This window comes from Serpens gallinarum (genome assembly GCF_014836765.1).
In the GTDB taxonomy this organism is placed as follows: Bacteria; Pseudomonadota; Gammaproteobacteria; order Pseudomonadales; family Pseudomonadaceae; genus Serpens; species Serpens gallinarum.
Window position 1 is genome coordinate 1 of record NZ_JACSQG010000007.1, and the last position, 25,406, is coordinate 25,406.

The following is a 25,406-nucleotide window of genomic DNA, read 5'->3' on the forward strand; positions in this document are numbered from 1 at the left end:
TGGTGGAGCTAGACGGGATCGAACCGTCGACCTCTTGCATGCCATGCAAGCGCTCTCCCAGCTGAGCTATAGCCCCGTGTCGTGGACGGGGCGCATATTAGGTGTGTACCGCTTAGCTGTCAACAATATTTTTCCCCGCATTGCGATTTTTTTTACCGCTAGAACAAACACTTATGAAAGGCGCCGGGATTAAGCGATCGCTCGGCGCAGCCGTTGCGCATGCGCTTGATTATGCGTTGCCCAGCCCGAACGCCGGTCCCCAGCGCTGCTTTGGCCCGCACTGACATCCTTCAACCAGTTTCTGCAATATGCCTTCAAACTGCTGCTGTACATGACTTTTGCTTTAGAAACGATAGAATCGGTCACCACGCAAGGATGCCTTTCTCAGTTTGTAGTCGAGAGCCATCATGCGCCTGCTGTCCGTTCTGCTATTTGCCCTGCTGTCCTTCTCCACCGCCCATGCCGATGCGCCACGCACCTTTGTCGAAGCCAAGAAGATCGCCTGGAAGCTGTACGCCGATCATCCCGTTGATTTCTATTGCGGCTGTACCTACAAAGGCAATCGGGTTGACCTCGATAGCTGCGGCTACACGCCTCGCAAGCAGCTCAAGCGCGCCCAGCGGCTGGAGTGGGAGCACATCGTCCCCGCCTGGACGATTGGCCACCAGCGCCGGTGCTGGCAAGAAGGCGGACGCAAGAATTGCACCGCCAACGACCCGGTTTTCAGCCGCGCTGAAGCCGACCTGCACAACCTGGTGCCTGCCGTCGGCGAGGTGAATGGCGACCGCAGCAACTACGGCTTCGGCATGCTCAGTCAGAAACCCAGCCAATACGGCGCCTGCCCCTTTGTGGTCGATTTCAAGCAGCGCACCGCCATGCCGCCGGACTACACACGCGGCGCGATCGCACGTATCTATCTGTACATGAGCGATCGCTACAAACTGCGTCTGTCCCGGCAGGACCAGCGCCTGTACGACATCTGGAATCGCCAGTACCCGGTCAGCGACTGGGAGCGCTGGCGCAACCGCAACATTGCCTGCGTGCAGGGCAATGCCAATCCTTACGTGGGCGAAGTCGATTTGCGCAGCTGCACCAAGACCCTGGCAAGCAATTGACGAGCATCTGTTACCTATCGCCGCAAACGGGTAATGTCAGCGCCCTGCTTGGGAGCCATGCATGGCCTATCTGATTTTCGTCACCCTGCTGTGGGCGCTGTCCTTCAACTTTATCGGTGCCTACCTGGCCGGTCAGGTGGACAGCTACTTCGCCGTCCTGACCCGTGTGGTGCTGGCCGGACTGGTATTTTTGCCACTGACTCGCTGGCAGGGCGTGGCGCCGCGCTTTATCGGCGGCGTCATGCTAGTGGGTGCCCTGCAGTTTGGCGTGACTTATATCTGTCTGTACCTCAGTTTCAACGTGCTCAGCGTACCGGAGGTGCTGCTGTTCACCGTGCTCACCCCACTGCACGTGGCGCTGATCGACGACGCCTTGAACCGCCGCTTCAACCCCTGGGCACTGCTCGCCGCCGCTGTGGCTGTATTGGGCGCCGCGCTGATTCGCTACGACAACGTGGGTAGCGAGTTCCTCGGCGGTTTCTTACTGCTGCAGATCGCCAACGCAACCTTTGCTGCTGGGCAGGTACTGTATAGACGCCTGGTGGTGCGTTACCCCTCGGACGTGCCCTTGCACCGTCGTTTCGGCTATTTCTTCCTGGGTGCACTGATCGTCGTGCTGCCGGCATGGCTGGCATTGGGTGATCCAGAGCGCTTGCCCACGACCGACCTGCAGTGGGGCGTCTTGATCTGGATGGGATTGCTGGCCACGGCACTCGGCCAGTTTTGCTGGAACAAGGGTGCCACCCTGGTGGATACCGGCACCCTGGCTGTGATGAACAATCTCAGCGTACCGGTCGGCCTGTTGATCAATCTGCTGGTGTGGAACACCGATGAGAACCTGCTGCGCCTGACCATTGGCGGCCTGATCATTGTTGGTTCGCTGTGGATCAACCGACTGGGCCGCCGCTCAGGCGCCCCGACTTGCACCAAGCCTGCATAGCGGGGATATCGTACTAACCCTGCAGGACCCAAGCTGCTCGCGCAGCGTTGGTCCTGCATCTCAGCCCTTGAGGACGAACTCATCGGCATCCATATAGGCTGGGAAACGCGTGCGGAAGCTCTCCAGCGCGGCGGCCTTCAGACCGACCCGAAATACGCCGTCACCCTCTCCCACACTCAGCAGGCTGTCGCCCATGTAATCCAGCACCTGACTGTCACCGCTGTACGCATAGCCCTTACCGTCGATGCCCACGCAATTCACCGCAGCGACATAACACAGGTTTTCGATGGCCCGTGCCGGCAACAAACGATTCCAGGCATTGCGTCTGGCCGCCGGCCAGTTGGCGACGTACAGCAACAGATCGGTACCCTCGGGATCTCGGCTCCACACCGGAAAGCGCAGGTCGTAGCAGATCAATGGGCGCACCCGCCAACCCTTGAGCTCGAATACCACCTGCCGATCGCCTTCCGTGAAATGCTCATGTTCGCCGGCCATGCGAAACAGATGACGCTTGTCGTAATGCAGCACCTCGCCATCCGGCTGCGCCCAGAGCAAGCGATTACGGTAACTCCCGTCTGCGGCCTGCACAATCAGGGTGCCGGTAATGACCGCATTCAACCGCGCAGCCTGCTCGCACAGCCAAGCGTAGGTTGGCCCTTGCTCCGACTCGGCCAGCGCGGCGGACTCCATGGAAAAACCGGTGGTGAACATCTCCGGCAGGATCACCAGATCGGCGCCGCGCGCCTGCTCCAGCAACGCGGTGAAACGCGCGCGGTTGGCGGCAGCGTCGTGCCAGGCCAGGCTGGTTTGCACCAGAGCCAGTTGCAGGTCGGGTTTATCGCTCATCTCGACTCCTTAACAGCAAAGACAACCGGCAATCACGGCTGTCGGAACCATCGGGCCAAATCTACACAGGAAACGCCCGCCGCACACCGTCCAGGCGAACGACCATCGCATGGCAAAAACAACAAGGCCCGCCAAAAGCGGGCCTTGTACAGGGCGCAGTGCTTACAGCGGCTTGCCGCGGTTGCCGTGCTGGCTGACGAACGCCTGTATTACTTTAAGATCGTTGGCCAGTACGTGAAGGCGCTCTTCACGCTGGAACAGATCGGTCAGGTGCGGCGGTAGTTCCGGCGCTTGGCCGACACCGGCCTTGATCACCGCATCGGGGAATTTGACCGGATGCGCGGTACCCAGGGTGACCATCGGTATCGCCAGGCTGCGACGGCACTCACGCGCAGCATGCACGCCAATCGCGGTGTGCGGATCGAGCAGTTCGCCGCATTCCTTGTACACCTGAGCAATGGTCTCGCAGGTCTGTTCGTCATTCACGGCCAGGGAGTCGAACAGCTTGCGCGCTTCAGTCCAGCGGTCCTGTTCGACGCTGAAGCCGCCACCCTGCTTGAAGGTGTCCATCAGCTCGGCAATCGCCGCGCCGTTACGACCGTGCAGGTCGAACAGCAAACGTTCGAAGTTCGAGGACACCATGATGTCCATCGACGGCGATAAAGTCGGATGCAGGGTGTCCTTGACGTACTGGTTGCCGCTCATGAAGCGGTGCAGGATATCGTTGCGGTTGGTGGCGACGATCAGCTGGCTGATTGGCAGACCCATGTTACGCGCCAGATAGCCGGCGAAGATGTCACCGAAATTGCCGGTCGGCACCGAGAAGGCCACGGAACGCGCCGGGCCGCCGAGCTGGATGGCGGCGTGGAAGTAGTAGACGATCTGGGCCATGATCCGCGCCCAGTTGATTGAGTTGACCGCCACCAGACGGGTGCCCTTCAGGAAGCCCTGATCGGCGAAGCTGGCCTTGACCATCTCCTGGCAGTCGTCGAAGTTGCCGTCGATGGCGATATTGTGGATGTTGTCGCCCTGGATGGTGGTCATTTGGCGGCGCTGCACCTCTGACACGCGGTTGTGCGGGTGCAGGATGAAGATGTCAACGTTCTCGCAGGCCTTGCAGCCTTCGATGGCCGCCGAGCCGGTGTCGCCTGAGGTGGCGCCAATGATCACCACGCGTTCGTTGCGCTTGGCCAGCACATAATCGAGCAGACGACCCAGCAGTTGCAGGGCGAAGTCCTTGAACGCCAGGGTCGGGCCGTGGAACAGCTCCAGCACCCACTCATTGCCGTTCAGCTGACGCAGCGGCGCCACAGCGCTATGGGCAAACACACCGTAGGTGTCTTCGAGGATCTTCTTGAAATCGGCATCGGGGATGCTGCCGGCCACAAACGGGCGCATCACCCGGAAAGCCAGCTCGTGATACGGCAGACCAGCCCAGGAGGCGATCTCTTCGACGGTGAAGCGCGGCAGGTTTTCCGGCACATAGAGACCACCGTCGCTAGCCAGGCCGGCGAGCAGCACGTCTTCGAAATTCAAGGCCGGTGCCTGGCCGCGGGTACTGATATAACGCATATGTTCAAACCTTCGGCTTGAGCTGCACGCTAAGCTGGACGCTGCAAGAAAGCTCACCTGCTCTCTTGTGGCTAGCAGCCTGTGGCGTGCAGCTGCTGTTTAATTGAGTTGCTCGACCCGGATACGCACCACATTGCCGCTGATATCGGCCAGGGCTTCCAGGGCGGAGATAGCATCGTCGATGCGTTGCTCCTGCACGCGATGGGTCACCAGGATCATCGGCACCAGGCCATCCTGCTCCTCGGCTTCCTTCTGCATGATCGATTCGATATTGATGCCGCGCTCAGACAGGATACTCGCCACCTGAGCCAGCACGCCGGGACGATCCTTGGCCTGGATGCGCAGGTAGTAGGCGCTCTCGCAATCGGCAATTGGCAGGATCGGGTGGGCAGACAAGGCAGCGTCCTGAAAACCCAGCGCCGGCACGCGATACTCGGGCGACGTCGCCAGCGCATGGGCTACATCCACCAGGTCAGCCACCACTGCCGAGGCGGTTGGCTCCATGCCGGCGCCAGCGCCGTAATAGAGGGTCGAACCCACGGCATCGCCATTGACCATCACCGCGTTCATCACGCCATTGACGTTGGCCAGCAGGCGGTCGGCGGGGATCAGCGTCGGGTGCACGCGCAGCTCAATGCCCCGCCCGGTGCGGCGGGCAACGCCCAAATGCTTGATGCGGTAGCCCAACGCTTCGGCATAGTTGACGTCGGCGGTGGTGAGCTGGGTGATGCCTTCGGTGTAGGCCTTGTCGAATTGCAGCGGAATACCAAACGCAATGGACGCCAGGATGGTTAGCTTGTGAGCGGCATCGATGCCTTCCACGTCGAAGGTCGGGTCTGCTTCGGCGTAGCCCAGGTCTTGGGCTTCCTTGAGTACGTCCCCAAAGGCGCGGCCCTTTTCACGCATTTCGGTAAGAATGAAGTTGCCGGTGCCGTTGATGATGCCGGCCAGCCAGTTGATGCGGTTACCGGCCAGCCCCTCGCGGATCGCCTTGATCACCGGGATACCGCCCGCAACGGCGGCCTCGTAAGCGACGATCACGCCCTTTTCACGGGCCCGGGCAAAGATCTCGTTGCCATGTACGGCGATCAGCGCCTTGTTGGCGGTGACTACGTGCTTGCCATTGTCGATGGCCTTGAGCACCAGTTCGCGTGCAATGGTGTCGCCGCCGATCAGTTCGACGACTACATCGATGTCCGGGTTGCTGACCAGCTCGAACACATCGGCCGTAATGGGGGTTGCACCGGTGTCGCACTTCGGATTGGTGTCGCGCGCGGCAACCTGGGCGACTTCAATGCTGCACCCGACACGGCGGGCGATCTCCTCGGCGTTGCGTTTGAGAACATTGAAGGTACCGCCACCGACGGTGCCCAATCCACAGATGCCTACTTTCACCGAATTCACGCTTGACTCCCCATGGTTGCCGCGCCGAGCGCCCGAAAAAACCGGGCGCACAAAAGAGTTGCACATTACGAAGCGCACGGCTTTTAGTCAATTGGCGCGGTCCGGGCGGCGCATGCTCAGCTCATGTATTTTCCAGGCCACGACGCTCGTGCCAGCCTGCCAGCGATTCATCCGGGTAGTCGTCAAACGTCTGATCACCCGACCTAGGCTGCACCTCAACCCAGCCAGCCTTGGAGCCGAGCATCATGTGCACATGCTGGGGCGGCACCGGCAATTCGCTATCGATGGCCGAAGCGTGCGGATGGACCAGTTCCGGCCAGGTGGGATCCCAAAGCCACAAGGCGCTGCCACAGTGGCGACAGAAATGCCGCCGCGCACTGTTCAGTTGCCCATCAGCCAACCGCGCCTGATAAACGCTCAGATGCTCTTCGCCACTGATCTGCAGGCTGGCGTAGTCGCCGCCCAGGTTGATCGCGTAGCCGCCTCCACCCGCCGTCTTGCGGCAAATCGAGCAGTAGCAGTGCATGAAGGGATAAGGCTGGTGCGACGTCAGGGAAAAACGCACCGCACCGCAATGACAGGAGCCCAGCAGTTTCATCACACCCTCCACAAGGCAAAGCACCTGTGGAGTGGAGCGAAAACCCATGCAAAGGGTTCAGTCAGTTGGCCTGCAGCGCTACCTTGGCCAGCTGCGCCGCCGGCTGATAGCCGGGGATCATCTGTCCATTGGCGAGAATGATAGCCGGCGTGCCTTGCACCCCGATCATCTGGCCCAGTTGATACTGCTTCTCAACAGGGTTGTCACAACTGGCAGCCGGCACGGACTTGCGCGACTTGGCCTGAGTCATGGCGGCCTGCCGATCCTTGGCGCACCAGACATTAACCATGGTCTGGTAGGTAGGCGAATTGATGCCTTGGCGGGGGAAGGCCACATAACGCACTTCAACGCCCAGCCGATTAAGCTCCGCCACTTCACTGTGCAGTTTCTGGCAATACCCGCAATCGGTGTCGGTAAATACGGTGATGTGGGTTTTGGGCTGCTTGGGTGCGAAGATCACCATCTCATCGCGCGGTAAGGCGTTGATTTGCTTGGCGATGGCCGCCGCTTCAGCCTGCTCGGTCAGGTTGCTGACCGCACCGTCCTTGATTTGGTAGAGGTAACCCTGCAGCAGAAACTCGCCACTCTCACTGGCATACAGCACCCGCCCCCCCTTGAGCTGAACTTGGTAGATACCCTTGAGCGGGCTTTCGGCTATGGATTCGATCGGCAGATCCGGTTGCAGCGCGGTCAGCGACTGGCGGATTGCGTGATCAGGATCACCAGCCAGAGCCAACGGAGCAGCAGCCACCAGGGCCAAGGCAGCAAAAAAAGAGGAAACGCGCATGGATACTCCAGGAAAGGGCGTTACAAAACAGGCAAAGCCTACCACAGCATCCCCACTGAGCATTAACTGCACGTCCAGATGCTCTTGTGTAGAACTTCGTCAGCAATCGGCGCAGCCCACTGCCCGACCGACGGTAACTGCGTCAGTAAGCTCTAGCGCAGGGCTTACATGATGCACCCAATTCACCCATAACTTTCAGTCGGTGACAGAGATCACAGTTTCCAGCCAGCATGATCGCACCAAGCCAGCATTTATCGGACGTAGCGACCATGGCCAACCAACAGCATTCATGCCTCGGGCAGATTCTGCTCACCAAAGGGCTGATCAATCAGGCGCAGTTGGATTCTGCCATCCGGATGCAAACCGAGGGCGGCCGGCGATTGGGCGAAATCCTGGTCCAGCAGGGCCTTCTGACCAACCGGCAGTTGAGCAGCTCGCTGAGCAAACAGAGCCGCCTGCGCCTGGCTGCGGGACTGATAGCCGTCCTATTGACACCGCTGCAGCCAATCCTGGCATCGCCACGACTCACCTCGCCTACTCCAACGCCTGCAGCGCAAGGCCTACAGCCTTTGAGCGAGGAACAAATGCGCGCTGCTGCCGCACAAGGCCTGGAAGATGGTCTGCCCCTGCTGCTGATGCAGGCCGAAAGCAATAAGGGGACATCCACCACCAAGCAACTGTCCAGTTGGCTGCCCCCGATTCTCGACATCCTGGAAGCGCAAACCAGCCTGCACGATATCCGCTACGACACGGACCAACTGGGCACGTCACTAAATGCCGCCGGCTCACTGAATATGCGCCTGCCCAGTTCGATCGGGGAAGTACGCTTCGATAACATCCGCGTGGCCGGCGCGCCAAGCAGCCGAAGCTTCGGCAGCATCAGCTTGCAGAACATCGACCTGTCAGGATCCAGCCTGAAAATTCAGCTGCGCCACTAAAATATCACTGCCCTCGGTCGTGGCCAGCCTGCGCTCAGCCGAACGCCACCCTGCAGTTACTCGTCGCCGTTGACCGGCAGCACCGCCACCGGGCGATTATCCTCGCCGACGGCCACGAAGCTGAACACACCGGTAATCGCATGCTCGCGACCATCGGAGTACATGCTCTCCACGTATACATCCACCTGCACCTTGAGGCTGCTGTTGCCAACCTTAACGACACGCCCAACCAGATCCACGATGGAACCGGCCGGGATGGGGTGCTTGAAGTCGATGCGATCGGAAGACACTGTCACCAGCGCCTTGCGGCAAAAGCGCGTGGCTGTGATGAACGACACCTCGTCCAACCATGCCAGGGCAGTACCGCCGAACAGCGTGCCATGGTGGTTGGTGGTCGGCGGGAATACCGCCTTACTGATGCTGGTGACCGACAATTCGATGCGACGCTGGATTTCTTCTTCTCGGGTAGTCATGGCAACCTCTTCGCAAAGACACAGGGACTGCCAACCTTGGCGCACGCCAAGAGCCGGACATTGTTTAGATAGAAAAAGCACAAACGAAAAAGCAGCCCGCAGGCTGCTTTTTCGTGGAGAAAAGGGGCTGTTAAGCCAGCTTTTCCTTGATGCGTGCTGCCTTGCCGGACAGGTCGCGCAGGTAGTACAGCTTGGCCTTGCGCACATCGCCGCGACGCTTGACGGTGATGGTTTCAACAAGCGGAGAGTAGGTCTGGAAGGTACGCTCCACGCCCACGCCGCTGGAAATCTTGCGCACGGTGAACGCGCTGTTCAGGCCGCGGTTACGCTTGCCGATGACCACGCCTTCGAAGGCCTGGAGACGGGAACGGTCGCCTTCCTTCACTTTCACTTGCACGATCACGGTGTCGCCCGGGGCGAAGGCCGGAATCTCTTTGCTCATCTGTTCAGCTTCGATCTGCTGAATAATCTTGTTGGTCATCTCTGTGCTCCTAAGACAAGCTGCTGTAGCCTGCCATCGATACGTCATCTATCGTCCCGCTGGCGAAGGAATTCCGCCAACAGCTTTTGCTCTTCTCCAGAAAGCGAGCGGCTTTCCAGAAGATCGGCGCGTCGTTCCCAGGTCCGCCCAAGGGCCTGCTGCAAACGCCAGCGCCGGATGTGCTCGTGATTGCCGCTTAGCAGCACATCAGGAACACGTTTGTCCGCATACACTTCCGGTCGCGTGTAGTGCGGGCAGTCGAGCAGGCCGTCGGTAAACGAATCCTCCTCAGCGGAATCTGCGTGGCCCAAGGCCCCCGGCAGCAACCGCGTGACTGCATCGATCAGCACCATGGCCGGCAGTTCGCCACCGGACAGTACATAGTCACCAATCGACCATTCCTCATCGACGTGCTCTTCAATGAAGCGCTCATCGATGCCTTCGTAACGACCGGCGATAAGGATCAACGCATCCTCATTCGCCAGCTCGCGCACGGCCGCCTGCTTGAGCTGACGCCCCTGCGGCGAGAGGTAGATTACCTTCGCCCGCTCCCCGGTGGCTTGCTTGGCCGCAGCCAGCGCCCGCTCCAGGGGTTGTATCTTCATCACCATCCCAGGGCCGCCGCCGAAAGGGCGATCATCCACCGTTTGATGGCGATCTTCGGTAAACGTGCGCGGATTCCAGCAGTTGAGCTTGAGCAATCCCTGCTTGACCGCACGACTGGTGATGCCGTACTCACTGATGGCGGAGAACATCTCCGGAAAGATGCTGATGACTTCGACCTGCATGGTCAGAAGTCCGCATCCCAATCGACTCGCATTTCGCCGGCATTCAGGTCAATCGTCAGTACGCACTGCTCCGTATAGGGCAACAGGCGCTCACGATCATCCAGACTGTCCACGCAAGGCTTGACGACCATCACGTCATTCGCGCCGGTTTCCAGCAGATGGTCGATACGGCCGAGCAGCTGCCCTGCCTGATCAATCACCTTGAGCCCTTCGAGCTGGTACCAGTAGTACTCGCCCATGCTCAGCTGTGGCAGCTGGCTGCGAGGAACACAGATCTCGAATTCGGCCAGTAGACGCGCCTCTTCTCGATCATCGAGCCCCTTCAGCTTGGCCACCAGGATCTTGCCTTGCAGGCGACCCCAAACCAGCTCTGCCTGTCGTACATCGGCACCGCGCCGCAGCGTCCAGTGGCGATAGTCCAGCAGGTTGTCTATCGGATCGGTAAAGGAATAGACCTTCACGTCACCCCGCACACCGTGCACCGAAACAATTTTGCCAAGAACGATCAGGTCCTCGGCCGGAGCCGGCGTCGTATTCATAAGGAGTGCTTAGGCAGCAGCCTGAGCAGCTTCCTTCAGCAGCTGAGCAACGCGCTCAGACGGCTGTGCGCCCTGGCTCAGCCAGTAAGCAACGCGCTCCTGGTTGACGGACAGCTTCACTTCGGCGCCCTGTGCGACCGGGTTGAAGAAACCAACGCGCTCAACAAAGCGGCCATCGCGCGCATTGCGGCTGTTGGTTACGGTCAGGTGGTAGAAAGGGCGCTTTTTGGAGCCGCCACGGGCGAGACGGATGGTTACCATATGAACTTCGTTCCTGTAGTCGGTGCTGCAAAACTAGAATGCAACTTGGGCACATGGCCCGAAAGGCCGCATATTCTAAGTATTCTCCGGGGTTTTGCAAATATTCTTTGCATCGCCCCGGCAAGTCGACCTGCTGCAGCGTAAGCAGATCGGCAAGGCTGTGATGCATTGCCGGCGAAACCGCCGGCAATGCATCAGAACTTGGGCATTCCGCCGCCGGGCAACATGCCACCCATGCCCCGCATCATTTTCGCCATGCCGCCTTTAGCGGTGAATTTCTTCATCATCTTCTGCATCTGCTTGTGCTGTTTGATCAGCCGCCCGATGTCCTGCACCTGAGTGCCGGAGCCCATGGCGATGCGCCGCTTGCGCGAGCCGCTGATGATTTCCGGATCGCGACGCTCGGCCGGCGTCATGGAGTTGATGATCGCCTCCATCTGCTTGAACTGTTTCTCGGCCGCGCCCTGTTGGGCATTACCCATCTGCGCCAGGTTGACGCCCCCCATCGAAGGCAGCTTGTCCATCAAGCCACCGAGGCCGCCCATATTCTTCATTTGCTGCAGCTGGTCGCGAAAGTCTTCGAGGTCGAAGCCCTTGCCTTTCTTCAGCTTCTTGGTGAGTTTTTCGGCCTTTTCCCGGTCCAGGGTCTGCTCGGCCTGTTCGATCAGGCTGAGCACGTCGCCCATGCCTAGAATGCGCGAGGCAATGCGGTCGGGGTGAAACGGCTCCAGGGCGTCGCTTTTTTCGCCCATGCCGAGGAACTTGATGGGCTTGCCGGTGATATGGCGAACCGACAGCGCGGCACCGCCACGGGCGTCACCGTCGACCTTGGTCAACACCACGCCGGTCAGTGGCAGCGCATCGCCAAAGGCCTTGGCGGTATTGGCCGCGTCCTGGCCGGTCATCGCATCGACGACGAACAACGTCTCCACCGGCTTGATCGCCGCATGCAACGCCTGGATTTCGCCCATCATCTCACTATCGACGTGCAGGCGGCCGGCGGTATCCACCAGCACCACGTCAATGAATTTGAGCTTGGCTTCGCGAATGGCCGCTTCGGCAATCGCCACCGGCTTCTGGCTGATATCGGAGGGGAAGAAGGTCACCCCGACTTCGCCGGCCAGGGTTTCCAGCTGCTTGATCGCCGCGGGGCGATAGACGTCAGCCGAAACCACCATAACGGATTTTTTCTTGCGCTCCTTGAGGAAGCGCGCCAGCTTGCCAACCGTGGTGGTCTTGCCCGCACCCTGCAAGCCCGCCATCAGCACCACCGCTGGAGGTGCGGCGTGCAGGTCGAGGTCCTCGTTGGCCGCACCCATGAGCTGCTCCAGCTCGGCGCGGACAATCTTCACGAATGCCTGGCCCGGCGTCAGGCTGCGCGACACCTCGGTGCCGACTGCCCGATCCTTGACCTTGTTGACGAAGTCTTTGACCACCGGCAACGCGACGTCGGCCTCGAGCAAGGCCATGCGCACCTCGCGCAGGGTATCCTTGATGTTGTCCTCGGTAAGCTTGGCCTTGCCGGTGACGGTACGCAGGGTATGCGAAAGGCGGTCGGTAAGATTTTCGAACATGCACAGTCCTTCGAAGGGCGGTTGCGGCAGGCCGGGGAGTATATCAAGTGAACAGCTTCCCATCACCACCAGCGGTCTTTCGTGTTCGAGGCGTTCTATGCCACACTCACATCCTTCTCAGGCCAGCTTTTAACGGATCTAATGCAACCTCTGCTGCCCAGCCTCGCCGCTGCCTGTCTTTATGCCGGAGCTACCGCTTATCACGGTTTGCGCGTCGGCCAGCGCGGCACCCCCGCCCAAGCACTGTTGACCCTGCTCGGCGTCCTCGCCTTGCTCGCTCACGGCGCCAGCCTGTTTCAACAATTGTTCACCCCCCTGGGACTTACGCTGGATTTCTTCCGCGCCGCCAGCCTGATTTCCGCGGCAGTCATTGCGGTGATCCTGCTTGCCGCCCAGCTCATTCCGGTGCATAACCTGCTACTGCTGCTGTTCCCGCTCGGTTGCCTGACGGTCCTGCTGGCACAGTTTGCACCAACCGGCACAGCCCAACTGGTTAACGCCTCCACCGGCATCTTCAGCCATATCCTGCTGTCCATCCTCGCTTACGGCTTGCTGACCATTGCCATGTTCCAGGCATTGCTGCTGCTTTTGCAGGATCACCAGCTCAAGCACAAGCACCCCAGTGCACGATTGATTCGCAGCTTCCCGCCCCTGCAAACGATGGAAAGTCTGTTGATCGGCTTCATCTGGGCCGGTTGGACGCTGCTCAGCCTGTCGCTACTGACGGGTTGGCTATTCGTTGAAAATCTGTTCGCCCAGCACCTGATGCACAAAACCTTGCTGTCTTGCTTCGCGTGGGTGGTATTCGGCGTTCTGCTGTGGGGTCGGCACCAGTTGGGTTGGCGCGGCCACAAGGCGATTCGCCTGACCCTGGCAGGTTTCTGCCTGCTGATGCTGGCCTACTTTGGCAGCAAACTGGTTCGCGAATTCATTCTGCATATCTAAGGCCTGACAACGCTTGGAAAATCTACACCCTGGTTTTCTCGTCGGCCTGCTGGTTTTTCTTCTGCTGTGCTCGGCGTTTTTCTCCAGCGCCGAAACCGGCATGCTCAGCCTGAACCGCTATCGCCTGCGCCACCTGGCCAAGCAAGGGCATAGGGGTGCGCTACGTACAAGCGCTTTACTGGCGCGCCCCGACCGCCTGCTGGGCACCATTCTGGTCGGTAACAATTTCGTCAACATCCTCGCCTCGTCCATCGCCACCGTGCTGGCCATTCAGCTATGGGGCGAAGCGGGTATTGCCATCGCCACCCTCGGCGTCACGCTGCTGCTGCTGATATTTGGAGAGATCACCCCAAAGACCTTGGCCGCCCTGCACCCGGAGCTTATTGCATACCCCGTCAGCCGGCCCCTGGCAGCACTGCAGAAAGTGCTTTCCCCAGTGGTCGCACTGCTCGGCTGGATAAGCAACGGCCTGCTTCGGCTTAGCGGTCTAGACCCGACCCGCAAGCGCAGCGACAACCTGTCCAATGAAGAACTGCGCAGCGTGGTGCGCGAAGCTGGCCAGGGCCTGTCGCTGGATCGGCGCAACATGCTGCTCGGCGTGCTGGACTTGGAAACCATCAATGTCGATGACGTTATGGTCCCACGCAACGAAGTGCTCGGCATCGACCTGGAAGACAGTCTCGATGAAATCCTTGAGCAGCTGCGTCAGTCCACCCACACCCGCCTGCCATTGTTTCGACGCGATATCAACCAGGTCGAGGGTGTGGTGCACATGCGCCATATAGCCGGCTTGCTCAGTCAGGGTCGACTGACCAAAGAGAGCCTGCTGGCCGCCAGCCTGGAACCTTACTTCGTACCCGAAGGCACGCCACTGGCCACTCAACTGCTGAATTTCCAACAATTGAAACGCCGCTTTGGCCTGGTGGTCGATGAATATGGCGACGTGCTGGGTGCGGTAACGTTGGAAGATATTCTTGAAGAGATCGTCGGTGAGTTTCACAGCCGCGACAATCAGCGCGACAACGAGGTCACCCTACAGGCAGATGGTACGCGCATTATCGAAGGCGCCGCCTCGATCCGCGACCTGAACCGCTTGCTTGGTTGGGCACTGCCCTGTGAAGGACCCAAAACACTCAACGGCTTGATCACCGAAGCCCTGGAAAGCATTCCGGACTGTGCCGTTTGTTTGCAGATTGGCGATTACAGGTTGGAAATCCTGTCCACCGAAGATAATCGGGTAAAGCGCGTGCGCGCCTGGGAAAGCAGCCTCAAGCTGATGGCGGACAACGACACTCCGCTATGAATTGATCGGCCAGCATTTCGGCCCAAACCCGGTAGCCCAGCGCTGAGGGGTGGTAGCCATCCTCGGCCAGATACTCCGCGCTAAAACTCAAACCCCCAGGGAAATGGTGCGCCGACAGTCGAGCAGCGAGCCGGCGAGCCCAGCCATCCATCAAGGCCGCACGCCAACCGAGCACGGTACGCAACAGCCAGGGCAGCGCTTGGAAATGCTGCAAGGGCGGCACAGCGCTGAGGGCCACCTGTGCCCCACCGCCCTGCAAGGCGACAATCATCCGCTCCAACCCCGCAGCCCAGCGGCGGCGACTGCTCAGCCCGGTGGTGTCATTGACGCCGAACACCAACACCGCCCAGTCCGCAGGTTCACTGAGCGCGCGCGGCAGCAGACGCTGGACGGCCAGGTGAACCCCAATGCCGTTTTCACCACAAACCCGCCACGCCACCGGGCGCTCCAAGCGAGCTGCAAGCGCTTGAGCCAACTGCCCCGCCAAGGCATTTTCCAGGCATGCCACACCCACGCCCACCACCGTCGATTCACCCACCAGCAACAGACGCAACGGCTGGCCGGGTAGAGAACCACCCGCCAGCCCCTGGGGTTCACCGCTCGCCACTGGCAATCGCAAGGCGGTGCGCCGCGTATACCAGGCCTGCGGTAGCAGCAACGGCAATAACGGCACCGTCACGGCCCACCACAACAGGTTACGCATTCATCAAAGCTCGACGTCGACCGCCTGAGCCGCGCGGGTAGCCTTGGCTCGCGCCAGGTCCACCGACTCATCGCGGGCCAGGGCCACACCCATGCGCCGCTGCCCGGCGACTTCAGGCTTGCCGAACAGGCGCAGTGCGGTGTCGGGCTCACTTAGCGCAGCGGCCAGGTTGCCGAAGCTGGTCTGCCGCGAATGACCATCCACCAGCACCACGGCCGAAGCTGACGGGCCGAACTGGTGAATCGCAGGAATCGGCAGGCCGAGAATGGCCCGCGCATGCAGGGCGAACTCGGAGAGGTCCTGGGAAATAAGCGTAACCAGACCCGTGTCATGGGGGCGCGGCGAGACTTCGCTGAACCACACCTGATCGCCCTTGACGAACAGCTCAACGCCAAACAACCCGCGACCGCCCAGCGCCTCGGTCACCCGACTGGCGATGCGTTCGGACTCGGCCAGCGCCTTGGGGCTCATGACTTGCGGCTGCCAGGACTCGTGGTAATCGCCTTTGACCTGGCGATGCCCGACCGGGGCGCAGAAACTCGTGCCGCCGACATGGCGCACGGTGAGCAGAGTGATTTCGTAGTCGAAGTCGATAAAGCCTTCGACGATCACTCGCCCCTTGCCCGCACGGCCGCCTTCCTGGGCATAGTCCCAGGCGGCCTGCACATCGTCGGCGCTTTTCAACAAGCTTTGCCCTTTGCCGGACGAACTCATGATCGGCTTGACCACGCAGGGGAATCCCAACGCCTCGACTGCCGCGCGGTACTGCTCAACCGAATCGGCAAAGTAATACGGCGAGGTCGGCACACCCAGCTCTTCTGCGGCCAGGCGGCGAATGCCTTGGCGGTTCATGGTCAACTGCGCGGCCCGAGCGGTGGGGATCACCATGAAGCCTTCCTGCTCCAACTCCACCAGGGTCGCGGTGGCAATCGCCTCGATCTCCGGCATCACATAGTGCGGTTGTTCTTGTTCGATCACCTTTCGCAAGGCCGCGCCATCAAGCATGTCGATGACATGGCTGCGGTGGGCAACCTGCATGGCTGGGGCATCGGCGTAGCGGTCCACGGCGATGACTTCAACGCCCAGGCGCTGCAATTCAATGGCTACCTCCTTGCCCAGCTCACCAGAGCCACACAGCAAAACACGGGTCGCACTCGGCGAGAGCGGAGTTCCAATACGGGGCATGGGGTTTCCTTCAACTGATGGTGCGTATCAGGCGCCCGGCTCAGCCAGTGCGCCAGACACCTCTACTAGAGTAACTGCCCGCTGGCACGGGCACGCTCGTGACAACGCGCCAGTACGGTGCGGCGCTCTTCGTCATCCAGCCAGTTCCAACGAGTGATTTCGGCAGCCGTACGCTGGCAACCGATACAAATATCCTCGTCATCGAGTGCGCAGATATTCACGCAAGGCGAGGCAACGCGGCGTTCGGAGTGGGACATCATTCTTCCTGTTCAAACAGCTCGCGGGCGTAGCGCTGAGCATTGTGTACATAGTGGGCTGCGCTGGCTTCCAGCATCTTTTTCTGCTGATCGGTCAATTCACGGATCACTTTGCCAGGCGAACCCATGACCAACGAGCCATCGGGAATCACCTTGCCTTCGGGGATCAACGTATTGGCACCGATCAAGCAATACCTGCCGATCTTCGCGCCATTGAGGATCACCGCGTTGATGCCGATCAGACTGTAGTCACCCACCGTGCAGCCATGCAGCATGGCCTTGTGGCCGACGGTGACGCCAGTACCGAGTGTCAGCGGATAGCCCATGTCGGTGTGCATCACGCTGCCGTCCTGCACATTGCTGTTTTCGCCGATCTGAATCAATTCGTTGTCGCCACGCAGCACGCAATTGAACCAGACACTGGCCCCGCGCTCCAGGCGCACCTTGCCAACCAGCGTGGCATTGGGGGCGATCCAGCTTTCAGGGTCGGCTTCCACACGAAATTCCCCCAGGCGATAGTTCACGGCAATGCTCCTTTTTGTTGTTGATGTTTTGGCAGGTCAATTTTTCGTCGCTTGGCGAAAGCACATCAGGCAATCACATAGGATGCCGGCGCCTCAAGCAGGTCGATATTGGCGTCGTACAGCACGTTGACCAGCTCGACGATCATGATTGCCGTCAGGCCCCAAATCTTGAACTCGCCATAGCGGTAACAGGGTACGTAAAAGCTCTCACCACGAAAATCGATGCGGTGGGTAACCTCAGTGGGTGTGTCGAGAAAAAAACGCAACGGCACGGAAAACACGGCGGCAATTTCGCCGTCGTTGGGCCGGTATTCAACATAATCCGGCACCAGACCGACGTAAGGCGTGACCTTGATGCCATGGCGCGACACCAGTGTGCTCAACGGCCCGACCATCTCCACCAATCCGGGAGGCAGCCCTACTTCCTCCTGAGCTTCGCGTAGCGCTGTGTGCATAAGATCGCGGTCTTCCGGGTCGCGCCGACCACCGGGAAAAGCCACTTCGCCGCCGTGAGTCGACAGCCCGCTGGCACGCAACGTCAAGATCAGTTCGGGCTCATCGCCACGGGTTATGGGCATCAATACCGCAGCCTCGGGAAAACTGCCTGAGGTCATCAATAACTGCGGGCTGTAGCCGCGTATACGCTGGAGCAATTTGTCCTGCATGTTCGCCCTCGTCCTCTTATTCCGGGTCCATCATGGCATGAAGCACAAACGCGCCCAAGACCCTTCTCATCCACGGGTCGCCTACGCTTGCTGCGCCGGGCATGCAAGGCCAAGATTGCAGACAGACCCTAAAGGAGAGACCATGAAGTTCTGCCCAGAGTGCGGTGACGTGGTGACCCTGCGCATTCCCCTCGGCGATAACCGCCTGCGTTTTGTCTGCACGAGTTGCGAGACGATCCACTACCAGAATCCGCGTATCGTCGCTGGCTGCCTGCCCGTATGGGGCGAGCAGGTGCTACTGTGCCGGCGCGCCATCGAACCGCGGCGCGGCTTGTGGACACTGCCGGCCGGCTTCATGGAAAACGGTGAAACCGTGCAGCAGGCCGCCGAACGAGAAACCCTTGAGGAAGCCTGCGCGCGGGTACGCAATCTCAGGCTGTATACCTTGTTCGATCTGCCGCATATCAATCAGGTGTACATGCTGTTTCGCGCCGAACTGAGCGATCTTGATTTTGCCGCTGGCGAAGAGAGCCTCGACGTACGGCTTTTCCATGAGCGTGACGTTCCTTGGTCGGATCTGGCTTTTCCGACCATAGGCCGCACCTTAGAATGCTTTTTTGCCGATCGGCATCGCGCCGAATTCCCCGTGCGCAACGAGCCGATCGAACCGCTGCTGGCCTACCTGCAGAAACACCACCGAATCTCCTCATAACGCTGTGGAATCGATCTCGATGCGCTGGATGCTCACCCTGTTGCTTTGCTGCAGCCCCCTGGCCTTTGCCTCCTTGACGATCACCCACACTCCACGCATCGATAAGGTGCTGGTGATCAAATCCGACCGTCAGCTGCATTTGATCAGCCGCGGCGAAACCTTGAAGAGCTACAAGGTTTCACTGGGCAAGCAACCCGTCGGCCATAAACTGTACGAAGGCGACAAGCGCACCCCTGAAGGCTTGTATTGGCTCGACTGGCGCAAGCACAGTGATAAATTCAACCTGGCCATGCATATCTCCTACCCCAACATCCGTGACTCGGCCCGGGCACGACGCGAGGGCGTTCAGCCTGGCGGGGCGATCATGCTGCACGGCACCCCGCTGGATGACGACTATCCGGAGTGGTATTTCCATGGCCTGGATTGGACCGAAGGCTGTATTGCCCTGAAAAACGACGACATGCGCGAGATCTGGGACCTGGTCAGCGATGGCACGCTGATTGAAATCAGGCCTTGAAGCACGTGAACCCGTCTTCAACGGCCCGCTAGAACACCTCCAGCCGGTACACTTCGTAGGCCGGGGTTTCATAGGGGTGGGCTTGCTTCAGGGCCACCACCGCCGACTGGATCAGCTCATCGGCGACGACCATTTCCACCTTCCATTCCTCGACCGCTTCAACCACCCCGCTTTCGCCAAGGAAAGGATTACTGCCTGGCAATGGACGGAACTGGCCCTGGCCCAGCACCTGCCAGCAACACTGCTCGTAATCGCCGATGCGCCCGGCGCCGGCGGTGAACAGAGCGTCCTTGACCGCCTGCACATGGCTGTCCGGCACGAAGAAGCAGAGTTTGTACATGCGTCGTTCTCCTCGATGAATTTCTGCTGGCGTCAGCGGCACCGTTCTGTAGCGCGGCCCCGCCCGTAGCAGGGCGCTGTCCGGCAGCCCGCCGCAGAAAAGATTTTGCCCACGGGGTTGTCGCCTCCAAAAAACAAAAGGCCATATTTCTCAATATGGCCTTTGCTGTGACTCCGGATCGGGCGATCAGTCCACCCATACCCGCGCATTGCGGAACATGCGCATCCAGCCGGCGTCTTCCTGCCATTCATCCGGGCGCCAGGAGTTCTGCACAGCGCGGAACACGCGCTCCGGGTGCGGCATCATGATGGTGACGCGACCGTCCTTGTTGCAAAGGCCGGTGATACCGCGCGGCGAGCTGTTCGGGTTCGCCGGGTAGCTTTCGGTGACCTTGCCGTGGTTGTCGATGAAGCGCAGCGCCACGTTGCCGGAAAGGTCCGCCTGCAACAGGGCCTCTTCACTCTCGTACTCGGCATGGCCTTCACCGTGGGCGATGGCGATCGGCAGGCGCGAGCCAGCCATGCCCTGCAGGAAGATCGATGCCGATTCCTGCACTTGAACCATGGCCAGACGCGCTTCGAACTGCTCGGAGCGGTTGCGCACGAAGCGCGGCCAATTTTCGGTGCCGGGAATCAACTCGTGCAGGTTGCTCATCATCTGGCAGCCATTGCACACGCCCAGAGCAAAGCTGTCCTTGCGTTCAAAGAACGCCTGGAAACCATCACGGGCACGGGCATTGAACAGGATCGACTTGGCCCAGCCTTCACCGGCCCCTAGTACGTCGCCGTAAGAAAAGCCGCCGCACGCCACCAGACCCTTGAACTGCTCCAGGCTGATGCGTCCAGACAGGATATCGCTCATGTGCACATCGATGGTGCTGAAGCCTGCACGATCGAAGGCCGCGGCCATTTCCACCTGACCGTTGACGCCCTGCTCGCGCAGGATGGCCACTTGCGGGCGCAGGCCCTTCTTGATGTAGGGCGCAGCGATGTCCTGATTCACATCGAAGGACAGCGTGGCGGTCAGGCCCGGATTCTCCTCGTCGAGAAGGACCTCGAATTCCTGATCAGCGCAGTCGGCGTTATCGCGCAGGCGCTGGATCTGATAGCTGGTTTCGCTCCACTGACGCTGCAACAGACGACGCTCGCCGCCAAATACCGGCTGGCCGTTGTAACTGATGGCCACGTGCGGACCGTTGACCGGTTTGCCGATCACCGCCACGCAGTCGCCCAGGCCAGCAGCGCTGAACTGCGCCAGCACTTCGGCGGTGTGGTCCTGATGCACCTGGATCACTGCGCCGAGTTCTTCGTTGAACAGCACGGCGGCCAGTTCTTTGGCGTCGTCGGCCAGTGCATCTAGGCACAGGTCCAGGCCGCAGTGACCGGCGAAGGCCATTTCCAGAGCGGTGGTCAGCAGACCGCCGTCGGAGCGGTCGTGATAGGCCAACAGGCGGTCGTCCTGATTCAGTCCCTGGATCACCGCGAAGAACGCTTTGAGATCTTCTGCATCATCGACATCCGGTGCCTGGCGACCGAGCTTGCCGTACACCTGGGCGAGGATCGAGGCGCCCATACGGTTCTGGCCACGACCCAGATCGATCAGGATCAGGTCGGTTTCGCCCTTGTCCAGGCGCAGTTGCGGTGTCAGGGTCTTGCGAATATCGGTGACCGGCGCAAACCCTGTCACGATCAGCGACAGCGGCGAGGTCACGCTCTTCTCCGCGCCCTCATCCTGCCAGCGGGTCTTCATGGACATCGAGTCCTTGCCCACCGGGATGGTGATGCCCAGCTCCGGGCACAGTTCCATGCCGACTGCCTTGACGGTGTCGTACAGGCGGGCGTCTTCGCCCGGATGACCGGCAGCGGCCATCCAGTTGGCGGACAAACGGATGTCGCCGAGCTTGCCAATGCGCGAAGCCGCCAGGTTGGTGACGGTTTCACCAATGGCCATACGCCCGGAAGCCGGTGCGTCCAGCAGTGCCAGCGGCGTGCGTTCGCCCATGGCCATGGCTTCGCCGGTGTAGACATCGAAACTGGTCGCAGTCACAGCGCAGTCGGCGACCGGTACCTGCCAGGGGCCGACCATCTGGTCGCGCGCCACCAGACCGGTAATGGTGCGGTCGCCAATGGTGATCAGGAAACTCTTGCTCGCGACAGCCGGGTGGCGCAGCACGCGGCTGGCCGCTTCTTCGATATCCACCTGGGCAGCGGCGAAATCGTCGCCCTGCTCCGCTTCGCGGTTGGCGCTGCGATGCATGCGCGGCGCCTTGCCGAGCAGCACGTTGAGCGGCATGTCCACGGGCTTGTTGTCGAAGTGGCTGTCGGCCACAGTCAGGTGAGGCTCTTCGGTGGCCTCGCCGACCACTGCGAAGGGGCAGCGCTCGCGTTCGCAAATGGCAGCAAAACGCTCGAGATCAGCGGCATCCACCGAGAGCACATAGCGCTCCTGGGATTCGTTGCACCAGATTTCCAGCGGGCTCATGCCCGGCTCATCGTTGGGCACGTTGCGCAGTTCGAAGCGACCGCCGCGGCCGGCGTCGTTGACCAGCTCCGGGAAGGCATTGGACAGACCGCCCGCGCCGACGTCGTGGATGAACTTGATCGGGTTGTTTTCGCCCAGCTGCCAGCAACGGTCGATGACTTCCTGGCAACGGCGTTCCATTTCCGGGTTTTCGCGCTGCACCGAGGCGAAGTCCAGATCAGCGGCACTGGCGCCGGTGGCCATCGAGGACGCAGCACCGCCGCCCAGACCGATGAGCATGGCCGGGCCGCCGAGGACGATCAGCTTGCCGCCCACCGAAATCTCGGCCTTCTGCACGTGGTCTTCACGGATGTTGCCCATACCGCCAGCCAGCATGATCGGCTTGTGGTAGCCGCGCACTTCTTCGCCGCGCGGGCTGTTGACCGCCTGCTCGAAAGTACGGAAATAGCCGGTCAGCGCCGGACGACCGAATTCGTTGTTGAACGCAGCGCCGCCCAACGGGCCTTCGATCATGATGTCCAACGGCGTGACGATGCGTTCGGGCTTGCCATAGGGCACTTCCCAGGGCTGCTCGAAACCGGGGATGTTCAGGTTGGAGACGGTGAAACCGGTCAGGCCAGCCTTCGGCTTGGCACCGCGCCCGGTGGCGCCTTCGTCGCGAATCTCGCCACCCGAGCCGGTGGAGGCACCGGGGAACGGCGCAATCGCCGTCGGGTGGTTGTGGGTTTCCACCTTCATCAGGATATGGACGGGTTCCTGATTGGCGGCGTACTCGCCGGTCTGCGGGTTCGGGTAGAAACGCCCGGCGGTGTGGCCGACGATTACGGCGGCGTTGTCCTTGTACGCGGACAGCACACCCTCGCTGTTCATCTGGAAGGTGTTCTTGATCATGCCGAACAGGGACTTTTCCTGACTTTCGCCGTCGATGTCCCAGCTGGCATTGAAAATCTTGTGACGGCAGTGTTCGGAGTTGGCCTGGGCAAACATCATCAATTCGATGTCATGGGGATTGCGGCCCAGGTCACCAAAACTCTTGACCAGGTAATCGATCTCGTCTTCCGCCAGGGCCAGGCCCAATTCGGCGTTGGCCTTTTCCAGCGCGGCGCGACCGCCGCCCAGCACATCCACGACGGTCAGCGGCTTGGGCTGGGCATGACTGAACAGGCCGGCGGCTTCTTCGAAGCGCTGCAGCACCATTTGCGTCATGCGGTCATGCAACAGTGCCGTTACCTGGGCAATATCGGCGGTGCTCAGATCGCCGGCCACGTAGTAGGCGATACCACGCTCCAGGCGCTGAATCTTGCCCAGGCCGCAGTTGTGGGCGATATCGCTGGCCTTGCTCGACCAGGGCGACAAGGTGCCGAAGCGCGGCACGCTGAGGAACAGCCGACCCGCTGGCTCCTGCACCGGAACACTGGGACCGTACTTGAGCAGACGTGCCAATACGGCCTGCTCAGCATCGGTCAACTCACCGGCCACATCGGCAAAGTGTGCGAACTCGGCGTACAGCCCAGTCACCGCTGGAACCTTGCTGGTCAGTTGCTCAAGCAATTTGCCGTGGCGGAAGGCAGAAAGGGCGGGAGCGCCGCGCAGAATCAACATCGTCGGAACAGCCTCGGAAGGGGGAGCGGGAAACGGCGCATTCTACCCTAATGCCAACGCTGTAGGCTAAAGCTCGCTACAGGCGGATTCGAAATTGTGCCTGCCATCTATCAGAGGGTTTTTCGACTGTCTAGATATGGCCCATCAGCGGCATTGCGTATAATGCGCGTCATGTTTGCCCATTCTGCGTTCAGCATGCGTTACACCTGCCGGCTATTGGCAACCGGTCTCTTCCTGATACTCATGGGCTGCGAGGCCAAACAACCTCCTGCCCTTGAGCGTGTAAAGGGGGAAGGCGTACTGCGCGTCATTACCCGCAACAGTCCCTCCACCTACTTTCAGGACCGCAACGGCGGCAGCGGCTTTGAATACGAACTGCTCGAACGCTTCGCCGACGACCTGGGCGTCGAACTGCAAATTGAAACCGCCGAGAATCTGGACGACCTTTATACCCGTCTCCATGAACCCGGCGGGCCGGTTCTGGCCGTTTCCGGGCTGATCACTGGTAAGTCCCGCCTCTCCCAGGTTCTGTTGTCGTACCCATATCTGAACGTTACTTCGCAGGTCATCTACCGCAACGGACAGACCCGCCCGAGGCGCCCACCTGAACTGGTCGGCCAGCCCATCATGGTGGTCAAAGGCAGCAGCCATGCCGAACAGTTGGCTGAGCTCAAGACGCTGCTGCCGAAACTCGAATACGAAGAATCCGATGCCGTGGAAGCCGTCGACCTGCTGCGCATGGTTGATGAAGGCCAACTGGCGTTGACCGTGGTGGACTCCAACGAGCTAGCCATCAACCAGGTGTACTTCCCACAGATTCGCGTGGCCTTCGACCTCGGCGACGCCAGCACCCTCAACTGGGCAGTGGCCGCCGGCGAAGATCGCAGCCTGCTGGACAGGATTGATGCCTTTCTCAAACGCGTCGAAAAAGAAGGCTTTCTGCAGCGCCTGAGTGAGCGCTACTACGGGCATCTCGAGGTACTTGGCTTCGTCGGCGCCAATACCTTCGCCAAACACCTGCAACAACGGCTGCCGCGCTATGAACAGCAATTTCGCCTCGCGGCTGACGAGTACCGGATCGATTGGCGCCTGCTCGCCGCCATCGGCTATCAGGAATCACATTGGAAACCCAACGCCGTGTCCAAGACCGGCGTACGCGGCCTGATGATGCTGACCCAGAACACCGCCAAGGCCATGGGTGTCTCCAATCGACTCGACCCCACGCAGAGTATCCAGGGCGGCGCCAAGTATTTCGCCCATGTCTACCACGGCTTGCCTGATAGCATCGTCGAGCCGGACCGCACCTGGTTTGCTCTGGCCGCCTACAACGTGGGCGGCGGCCATCTCGAGGATGCCCGCAAGCTGACCCAGGGCGCAGGGCTGGACCCGAATAAATGGCTGGATGTGAAAAAGATCCTGCCGCGTCTGGCCCAAAAGAAGTGGTACACCAAAACGCGCTACGGCTATGCCCGCGGCGGCGAGCCGGTCCATTACGTGGCCAACATCCGCCGTTATTACGACATCCTCACCTGGTCTACCCTGCCCCAACTGGAAGACACCCAACTCGCCGAGCGTGGCTTCCACATTCCCGGCATCCACAAGCCCGAGCCGATCATCGAACCTCCGCTCTGACGACGGTTGGCGACGGCAACCCTTTCCGAATTTCAACCTGCGTCGCGCTGCTCAGTGCGCGCCGTGAATCGCTGCCACTCGCCTTTCACCTGCCTGCATATTCAATAAAAGCATATAACTATGCGATTTTCGTATTTTCATAGCATATAGCTATCGCGCAGAATGCCTGCCATCGCTGACCACACCCGGTCGCATTCAATAAGCCCCTGCGGCTGTGCGAGGAA

26 protein-coding genes and 1 tRNA gene are annotated in these 25,406 nt (G+C 60.5%); 8 read left to right on the forward strand and 19 right to left on the reverse strand.

The genetic code is table 11. The features are described 5' to 3' along the window. Positions 1 to 76: transfer RNA gene (locus tag H9642_RS12850), tRNA-Ala, on the reverse strand. Between the two features lie 331 nt (positions 77 to 407). Between H9642_RS12850 and H9642_RS12855 the strand changes: the two genes are divergently transcribed. After that, a complete protein-coding gene (locus H9642_RS12855) occupies positions 408 to 1,115 on the forward strand; it encodes an endonuclease (RefSeq protein WP_251836850.1) in 708 nt (235 codons plus the stop codon). Between the two features lie 61 nt (positions 1,116 to 1,176). Then, complete coding sequence (locus tag H9642_RS12860) at positions 1,177 to 2,055, forward strand: carboxylate/amino acid/amine transporter (protein WP_251836851.1); 879 nt, start codon at positions 1,177 to 1,179, stop codon at positions 2,053 to 2,055. 60 nt (positions 2,056 to 2,115) lie between these two features. On the opposite strand, the gene H9642_RS12865 is transcribed toward H9642_RS12860, so the two are convergent. The 5 genes from H9642_RS12865 to H9642_RS12885 form a co-directional block, all read right to left on the reverse strand. Continuing rightward, a complete protein-coding gene (locus H9642_RS12865) occupies positions 2,116 to 2,901 on the reverse strand; it encodes an amidohydrolase (protein ID WP_251836852.1) in 786 nt (261 codons plus the stop codon). Between the two features lie 162 nt (positions 2,902 to 3,063). Continuing rightward, a complete protein-coding gene (gene thrC, locus H9642_RS12870; protein ID WP_251836853.1) occupies positions 3,064 to 4,473 on the reverse strand; it encodes a threonine synthase in 1,410 nt (469 codons plus the stop codon). 99 nt (positions 4,474 to 4,572) lie between these two features. Then, entirely contained in the window at positions 4,573 to 5,877 is a 1,305-nt protein-coding gene (locus H9642_RS12875; RefSeq protein WP_251836854.1) for a homoserine dehydrogenase, read from the reverse strand. A 121-nt stretch (positions 5,878 to 5,998) separates the two neighbouring features. After that, the gene (locus H9642_RS12880; protein ID WP_251836855.1) at positions 5,999 to 6,475 is read right to left on the reverse strand and encodes a GFA family protein; all 477 of its coding nucleotides are present in this window, start codon (positions 6,473 to 6,475) and stop codon (positions 5,999 to 6,001) included. Positions 6,476 to 6,536: 61 nt separating this feature from the next. Further along, entirely contained in the window at positions 6,537 to 7,262 is a 726-nt protein-coding gene (locus H9642_RS12885; protein ID WP_251836856.1) for a DsbC family protein, read from the reverse strand. Positions 7,263 to 7,531: 269 nt separating this feature from the next. Here H9642_RS12885 and H9642_RS12890 point away from each other — a divergent pair, with 269 nt between their 5' ends. Continuing rightward, entirely contained in the window at positions 7,532 to 8,200 is a 669-nt protein-coding gene (locus H9642_RS12890) for a cyclic di-GMP-binding domain-containing protein, MshE-related (protein ID WP_251836857.1), read from the forward strand. 56 nt (positions 8,201 to 8,256) lie between these two features. On the opposite strand, the gene H9642_RS12895 is transcribed toward H9642_RS12890, so the two are convergent. From H9642_RS12895 to ffh, 6 genes are all read right to left on the reverse strand, one after another. Then, a complete protein-coding gene (locus H9642_RS12895) occupies positions 8,257 to 8,673 on the reverse strand; it encodes an acyl-CoA thioesterase (protein ID WP_251836858.1) in 417 nt (138 codons plus the stop codon). A gap of 130 nt (positions 8,674 to 8,803) precedes the next feature. Then, a complete protein-coding gene (gene rplS / locus H9642_RS12900) occupies positions 8,804 to 9,154 on the reverse strand; it encodes a 50S ribosomal protein L19 (protein WP_251836859.1) in 351 nt (116 codons plus the stop codon). A 44-nt stretch (positions 9,155 to 9,198) separates the two neighbouring features. Then, a complete protein-coding gene (trmD, locus tag H9642_RS12905; RefSeq protein ID WP_251836860.1) occupies positions 9,199 to 9,942 on the reverse strand; it encodes a tRNA (guanosine(37)-N1)-methyltransferase TrmD in 744 nt (247 codons plus the stop codon). A gap of 2 nt (positions 9,943 to 9,944) precedes the next feature. Then, entirely contained in the window at positions 9,945 to 10,481 is a 537-nt protein-coding gene (gene rimM / locus H9642_RS12910; RefSeq protein ID WP_251836861.1) for a ribosome maturation factor RimM, read from the reverse strand. A gap of 9 nt (positions 10,482 to 10,490) precedes the next feature. After that, positions 10,491 to 10,742, reverse strand: coding sequence for a 30S ribosomal protein S16 (gene rpsP / locus H9642_RS12915; RefSeq protein WP_251836862.1), 252 nt, complete (start codon positions 10,740 to 10,742; stop codon positions 10,491 to 10,493). Between the two features lie 194 nt (positions 10,743 to 10,936). Then, entirely contained in the window at positions 10,937 to 12,316 is a 1,380-nt protein-coding gene (ffh, locus tag H9642_RS12920; RefSeq protein WP_251836863.1) for a signal recognition particle protein, read from the reverse strand. Between the two features lie 141 nt (positions 12,317 to 12,457). Here ffh and H9642_RS12925 point away from each other — a divergent pair, with 141 nt between their 5' ends. Next, a complete protein-coding gene (locus H9642_RS12925) occupies positions 12,458 to 13,261 on the forward strand; it encodes a cytochrome C assembly family protein (protein WP_251836864.1) in 804 nt (267 codons plus the stop codon). Between the two features lie 13 nt (positions 13,262 to 13,274). Beyond that, positions 13,275 to 14,564 carry an HlyC/CorC family transporter gene (locus tag H9642_RS12930; RefSeq protein ID WP_251836865.1) on the forward strand — a complete coding sequence of 430 codons (1,290 nt, stop codon included), beginning with the start codon at positions 13,275 to 13,277 and terminating at the stop codon, positions 14,562 to 14,564. On the opposite strand, the gene H9642_RS12935 is transcribed toward H9642_RS12930, so the two are convergent. From H9642_RS12935 to H9642_RS12955, 5 genes are all read right to left on the reverse strand, one after another. After that, entirely contained in the window at positions 14,530 to 15,267 is a 738-nt protein-coding gene (locus tag H9642_RS12935) for an SGNH/GDSL hydrolase family protein (protein WP_251836866.1), read from the reverse strand. The genes H9642_RS12930 and H9642_RS12935 overlap by 35 nt on opposite strands. 3 nt (positions 15,268 to 15,270) lie before the next feature. After that, positions 15,271 to 16,452, reverse strand: coding sequence for a formate-dependent phosphoribosylglycinamide formyltransferase (gene purT, locus H9642_RS12940; RefSeq protein WP_251836867.1), 1,182 nt, complete (start codon positions 16,450 to 16,452; stop codon positions 15,271 to 15,273). 65 nt (positions 16,453 to 16,517) lie between these two features. Continuing rightward, positions 16,518 to 16,709, reverse strand: coding sequence for a DUF1289 domain-containing protein (locus H9642_RS12945; protein WP_251836868.1), 192 nt, complete (start codon positions 16,707 to 16,709; stop codon positions 16,518 to 16,520). Continuing rightward, entirely contained in the window at positions 16,709 to 17,233 is a 525-nt protein-coding gene (locus H9642_RS12950; protein ID WP_251836869.1) for a gamma carbonic anhydrase family protein, read from the reverse strand. Before H9642_RS12950 ends, H9642_RS12945 begins: the two co-directional genes overlap by 1 nt. A gap of 65 nt (positions 17,234 to 17,298) precedes the next feature. Then, positions 17,299 to 17,898 carry a CoA pyrophosphatase gene (locus tag H9642_RS12955; RefSeq protein ID WP_251836870.1) on the reverse strand — a complete coding sequence of 200 codons (600 nt, stop codon included), beginning with the start codon at positions 17,896 to 17,898 and terminating at the stop codon, positions 17,299 to 17,301. Positions 17,899 to 18,040: 142 nt separating this feature from the next. On the opposite strand from H9642_RS12955, the gene H9642_RS12960 reads away from it, so the two are divergent. Together H9642_RS12960 and H9642_RS12965 are read left to right on the forward strand one after the other, a co-directional pair. After that, complete coding sequence (locus H9642_RS12960) at positions 18,041 to 18,610, forward strand: NUDIX hydrolase (RefSeq protein ID WP_251836871.1); 570 nt, start codon at positions 18,041 to 18,043, stop codon at positions 18,608 to 18,610. 19 nt (positions 18,611 to 18,629) lie between these two features. After that, on the forward strand, positions 18,630 to 19,127 hold the full coding sequence (locus H9642_RS12965; protein ID WP_251836872.1) for a L,D-transpeptidase family protein: 498 nt from the start codon (positions 18,630 to 18,632) through the stop codon (positions 19,125 to 19,127). A gap of 28 nt (positions 19,128 to 19,155) precedes the next feature. On the opposite strand, the gene H9642_RS12970 is transcribed toward H9642_RS12965, so the two are convergent. After that, positions 19,156 to 19,467, reverse strand: coding sequence for a YqfO family protein (locus tag H9642_RS12970; protein WP_251836873.1), 312 nt, complete (start codon positions 19,465 to 19,467; stop codon positions 19,156 to 19,158). A 186-nt stretch (positions 19,468 to 19,653) separates the two neighbouring features. Next, positions 19,654 to 23,550, reverse strand: coding sequence for a phosphoribosylformylglycinamidine synthase (gene purL / locus H9642_RS12975; RefSeq protein WP_251836874.1), 3,897 nt, complete (start codon positions 23,548 to 23,550; stop codon positions 19,654 to 19,656). 171 nt (positions 23,551 to 23,721) lie between these two features. On the opposite strand from purL, the gene mltF reads away from it, so the two are divergent. After that, a complete protein-coding gene (gene mltF, locus H9642_RS12980) occupies positions 23,722 to 25,182 on the forward strand; it encodes a membrane-bound lytic murein transglycosylase MltF (protein WP_251836875.1) in 1,461 nt (486 codons plus the stop codon). Positions 25,183 to 25,406: the final 224 nt, after the last annotated feature.

Excerpts from the sequence above, each read along its gene's own strand:
- H9642_RS12855 (WP_251836850.1), top strand. The coding sequence starts at position 408 with ATGCGCCTGCTGTCCGTTCTGCTATTTGCCCTGCTGTCCTTCTCCACC.
- H9642_RS12860 (WP_251836851.1), top strand. The coding sequence starts at position 1,177 with ATGGCCTATCTGATTTTCGTCACCCTGCTGTGGGCGCTGTCCTTCAAC.
- H9642_RS12865 (WP_251836852.1), bottom strand. The coding sequence starts at position 2,901 with ATGAGCGATAAACCCGACCTGCAACTGGCTCTGGTGCAAACCAGCCTG.
- thrC (WP_251836853.1), bottom strand. The coding sequence starts at position 4,473 with ATGCGTTATATCAGTACCCGCGGCCAGGCACCGGCCTTGAATTTCGAA.
- H9642_RS12880 (WP_251836855.1), bottom strand. The coding sequence starts at position 6,475 with ATGAAACTGCTGGGCTCCTGTCATTGCGGTGCGGTGCGTTTTTCCCTG.
- H9642_RS12885 (WP_251836856.1), bottom strand. The coding sequence starts at position 7,262 with ATGCGCGTTTCCTCTTTTTTTGCTGCCTTGGCCCTGGTGGCTGCTGCT.
- H9642_RS12890 (WP_251836857.1), top strand. The coding sequence starts at position 7,532 with ATGGCCAACCAACAGCATTCATGCCTCGGGCAGATTCTGCTCACCAAA.
- H9642_RS12895 (WP_251836858.1), bottom strand. The coding sequence starts at position 8,673 with ATGACTACCCGAGAAGAAGAAATCCAGCGTCGCATCGAATTGTCGGTC.
- rplS (WP_251836859.1), bottom strand. The coding sequence starts at position 9,154 with ATGACCAACAAGATTATTCAGCAGATCGAAGCTGAACAGATGAGCAAA.
- trmD (WP_251836860.1), bottom strand. The coding sequence starts at position 9,942 with ATGCAGGTCGAAGTCATCAGCATCTTTCCGGAGATGTTCTCCGCCATC.
- rimM (WP_251836861.1), bottom strand. The coding sequence starts at position 10,481 with ATGAATACGACGCCGGCTCCGGCCGAGGACCTGATCGTTCTTGGCAAA.
- rpsP (WP_251836862.1), bottom strand. The coding sequence starts at position 10,742 with ATGGTAACCATCCGTCTCGCCCGTGGCGGCTCCAAAAAGCGCCCTTTC.
- ffh (WP_251836863.1), bottom strand. The coding sequence starts at position 12,316 with ATGTTCGAAAATCTTACCGACCGCCTTTCGCATACCCTGCGTACCGTC.
- H9642_RS12925 (WP_251836864.1), top strand. The coding sequence starts at position 12,458 with ATGCAACCTCTGCTGCCCAGCCTCGCCGCTGCCTGTCTTTATGCCGGA.
- H9642_RS12935 (WP_251836866.1), bottom strand. The coding sequence starts at position 15,267 with ATGCGTAACCTGTTGTGGTGGGCCGTGACGGTGCCGTTATTGCCGTTG.
- purT (WP_251836867.1), bottom strand. The coding sequence starts at position 16,452 with ATGCCCCGTATTGGAACTCCGCTCTCGCCGAGTGCGACCCGTGTTTTG.
- H9642_RS12945 (WP_251836868.1), bottom strand. The coding sequence starts at position 16,709 with ATGTCCCACTCCGAACGCCGCGTTGCCTCGCCTTGCGTGAATATCTGC.
- H9642_RS12955 (WP_251836870.1), bottom strand. The coding sequence starts at position 17,898 with ATGCAGGACAAATTGCTCCAGCGTATACGCGGCTACAGCCCGCAGTTA.
- H9642_RS12960 (WP_251836871.1), top strand. The coding sequence starts at position 18,041 with ATGAAGTTCTGCCCAGAGTGCGGTGACGTGGTGACCCTGCGCATTCCC.
- H9642_RS12965 (WP_251836872.1), top strand. The coding sequence starts at position 18,630 with ATGCGCTGGATGCTCACCCTGTTGCTTTGCTGCAGCCCCCTGGCCTTT.
- H9642_RS12970 (WP_251836873.1), bottom strand. The coding sequence starts at position 19,467 with ATGTACAAACTCTGCTTCTTCGTGCCGGACAGCCATGTGCAGGCGGTC.
- purL (WP_251836874.1), bottom strand. The coding sequence starts at position 23,550 with ATGTTGATTCTGCGCGGCGCTCCCGCCCTTTCTGCCTTCCGCCACGGC.
- mltF (WP_251836875.1), top strand. The coding sequence starts at position 23,722 with ATGTTTGCCCATTCTGCGTTCAGCATGCGTTACACCTGCCGGCTATTG.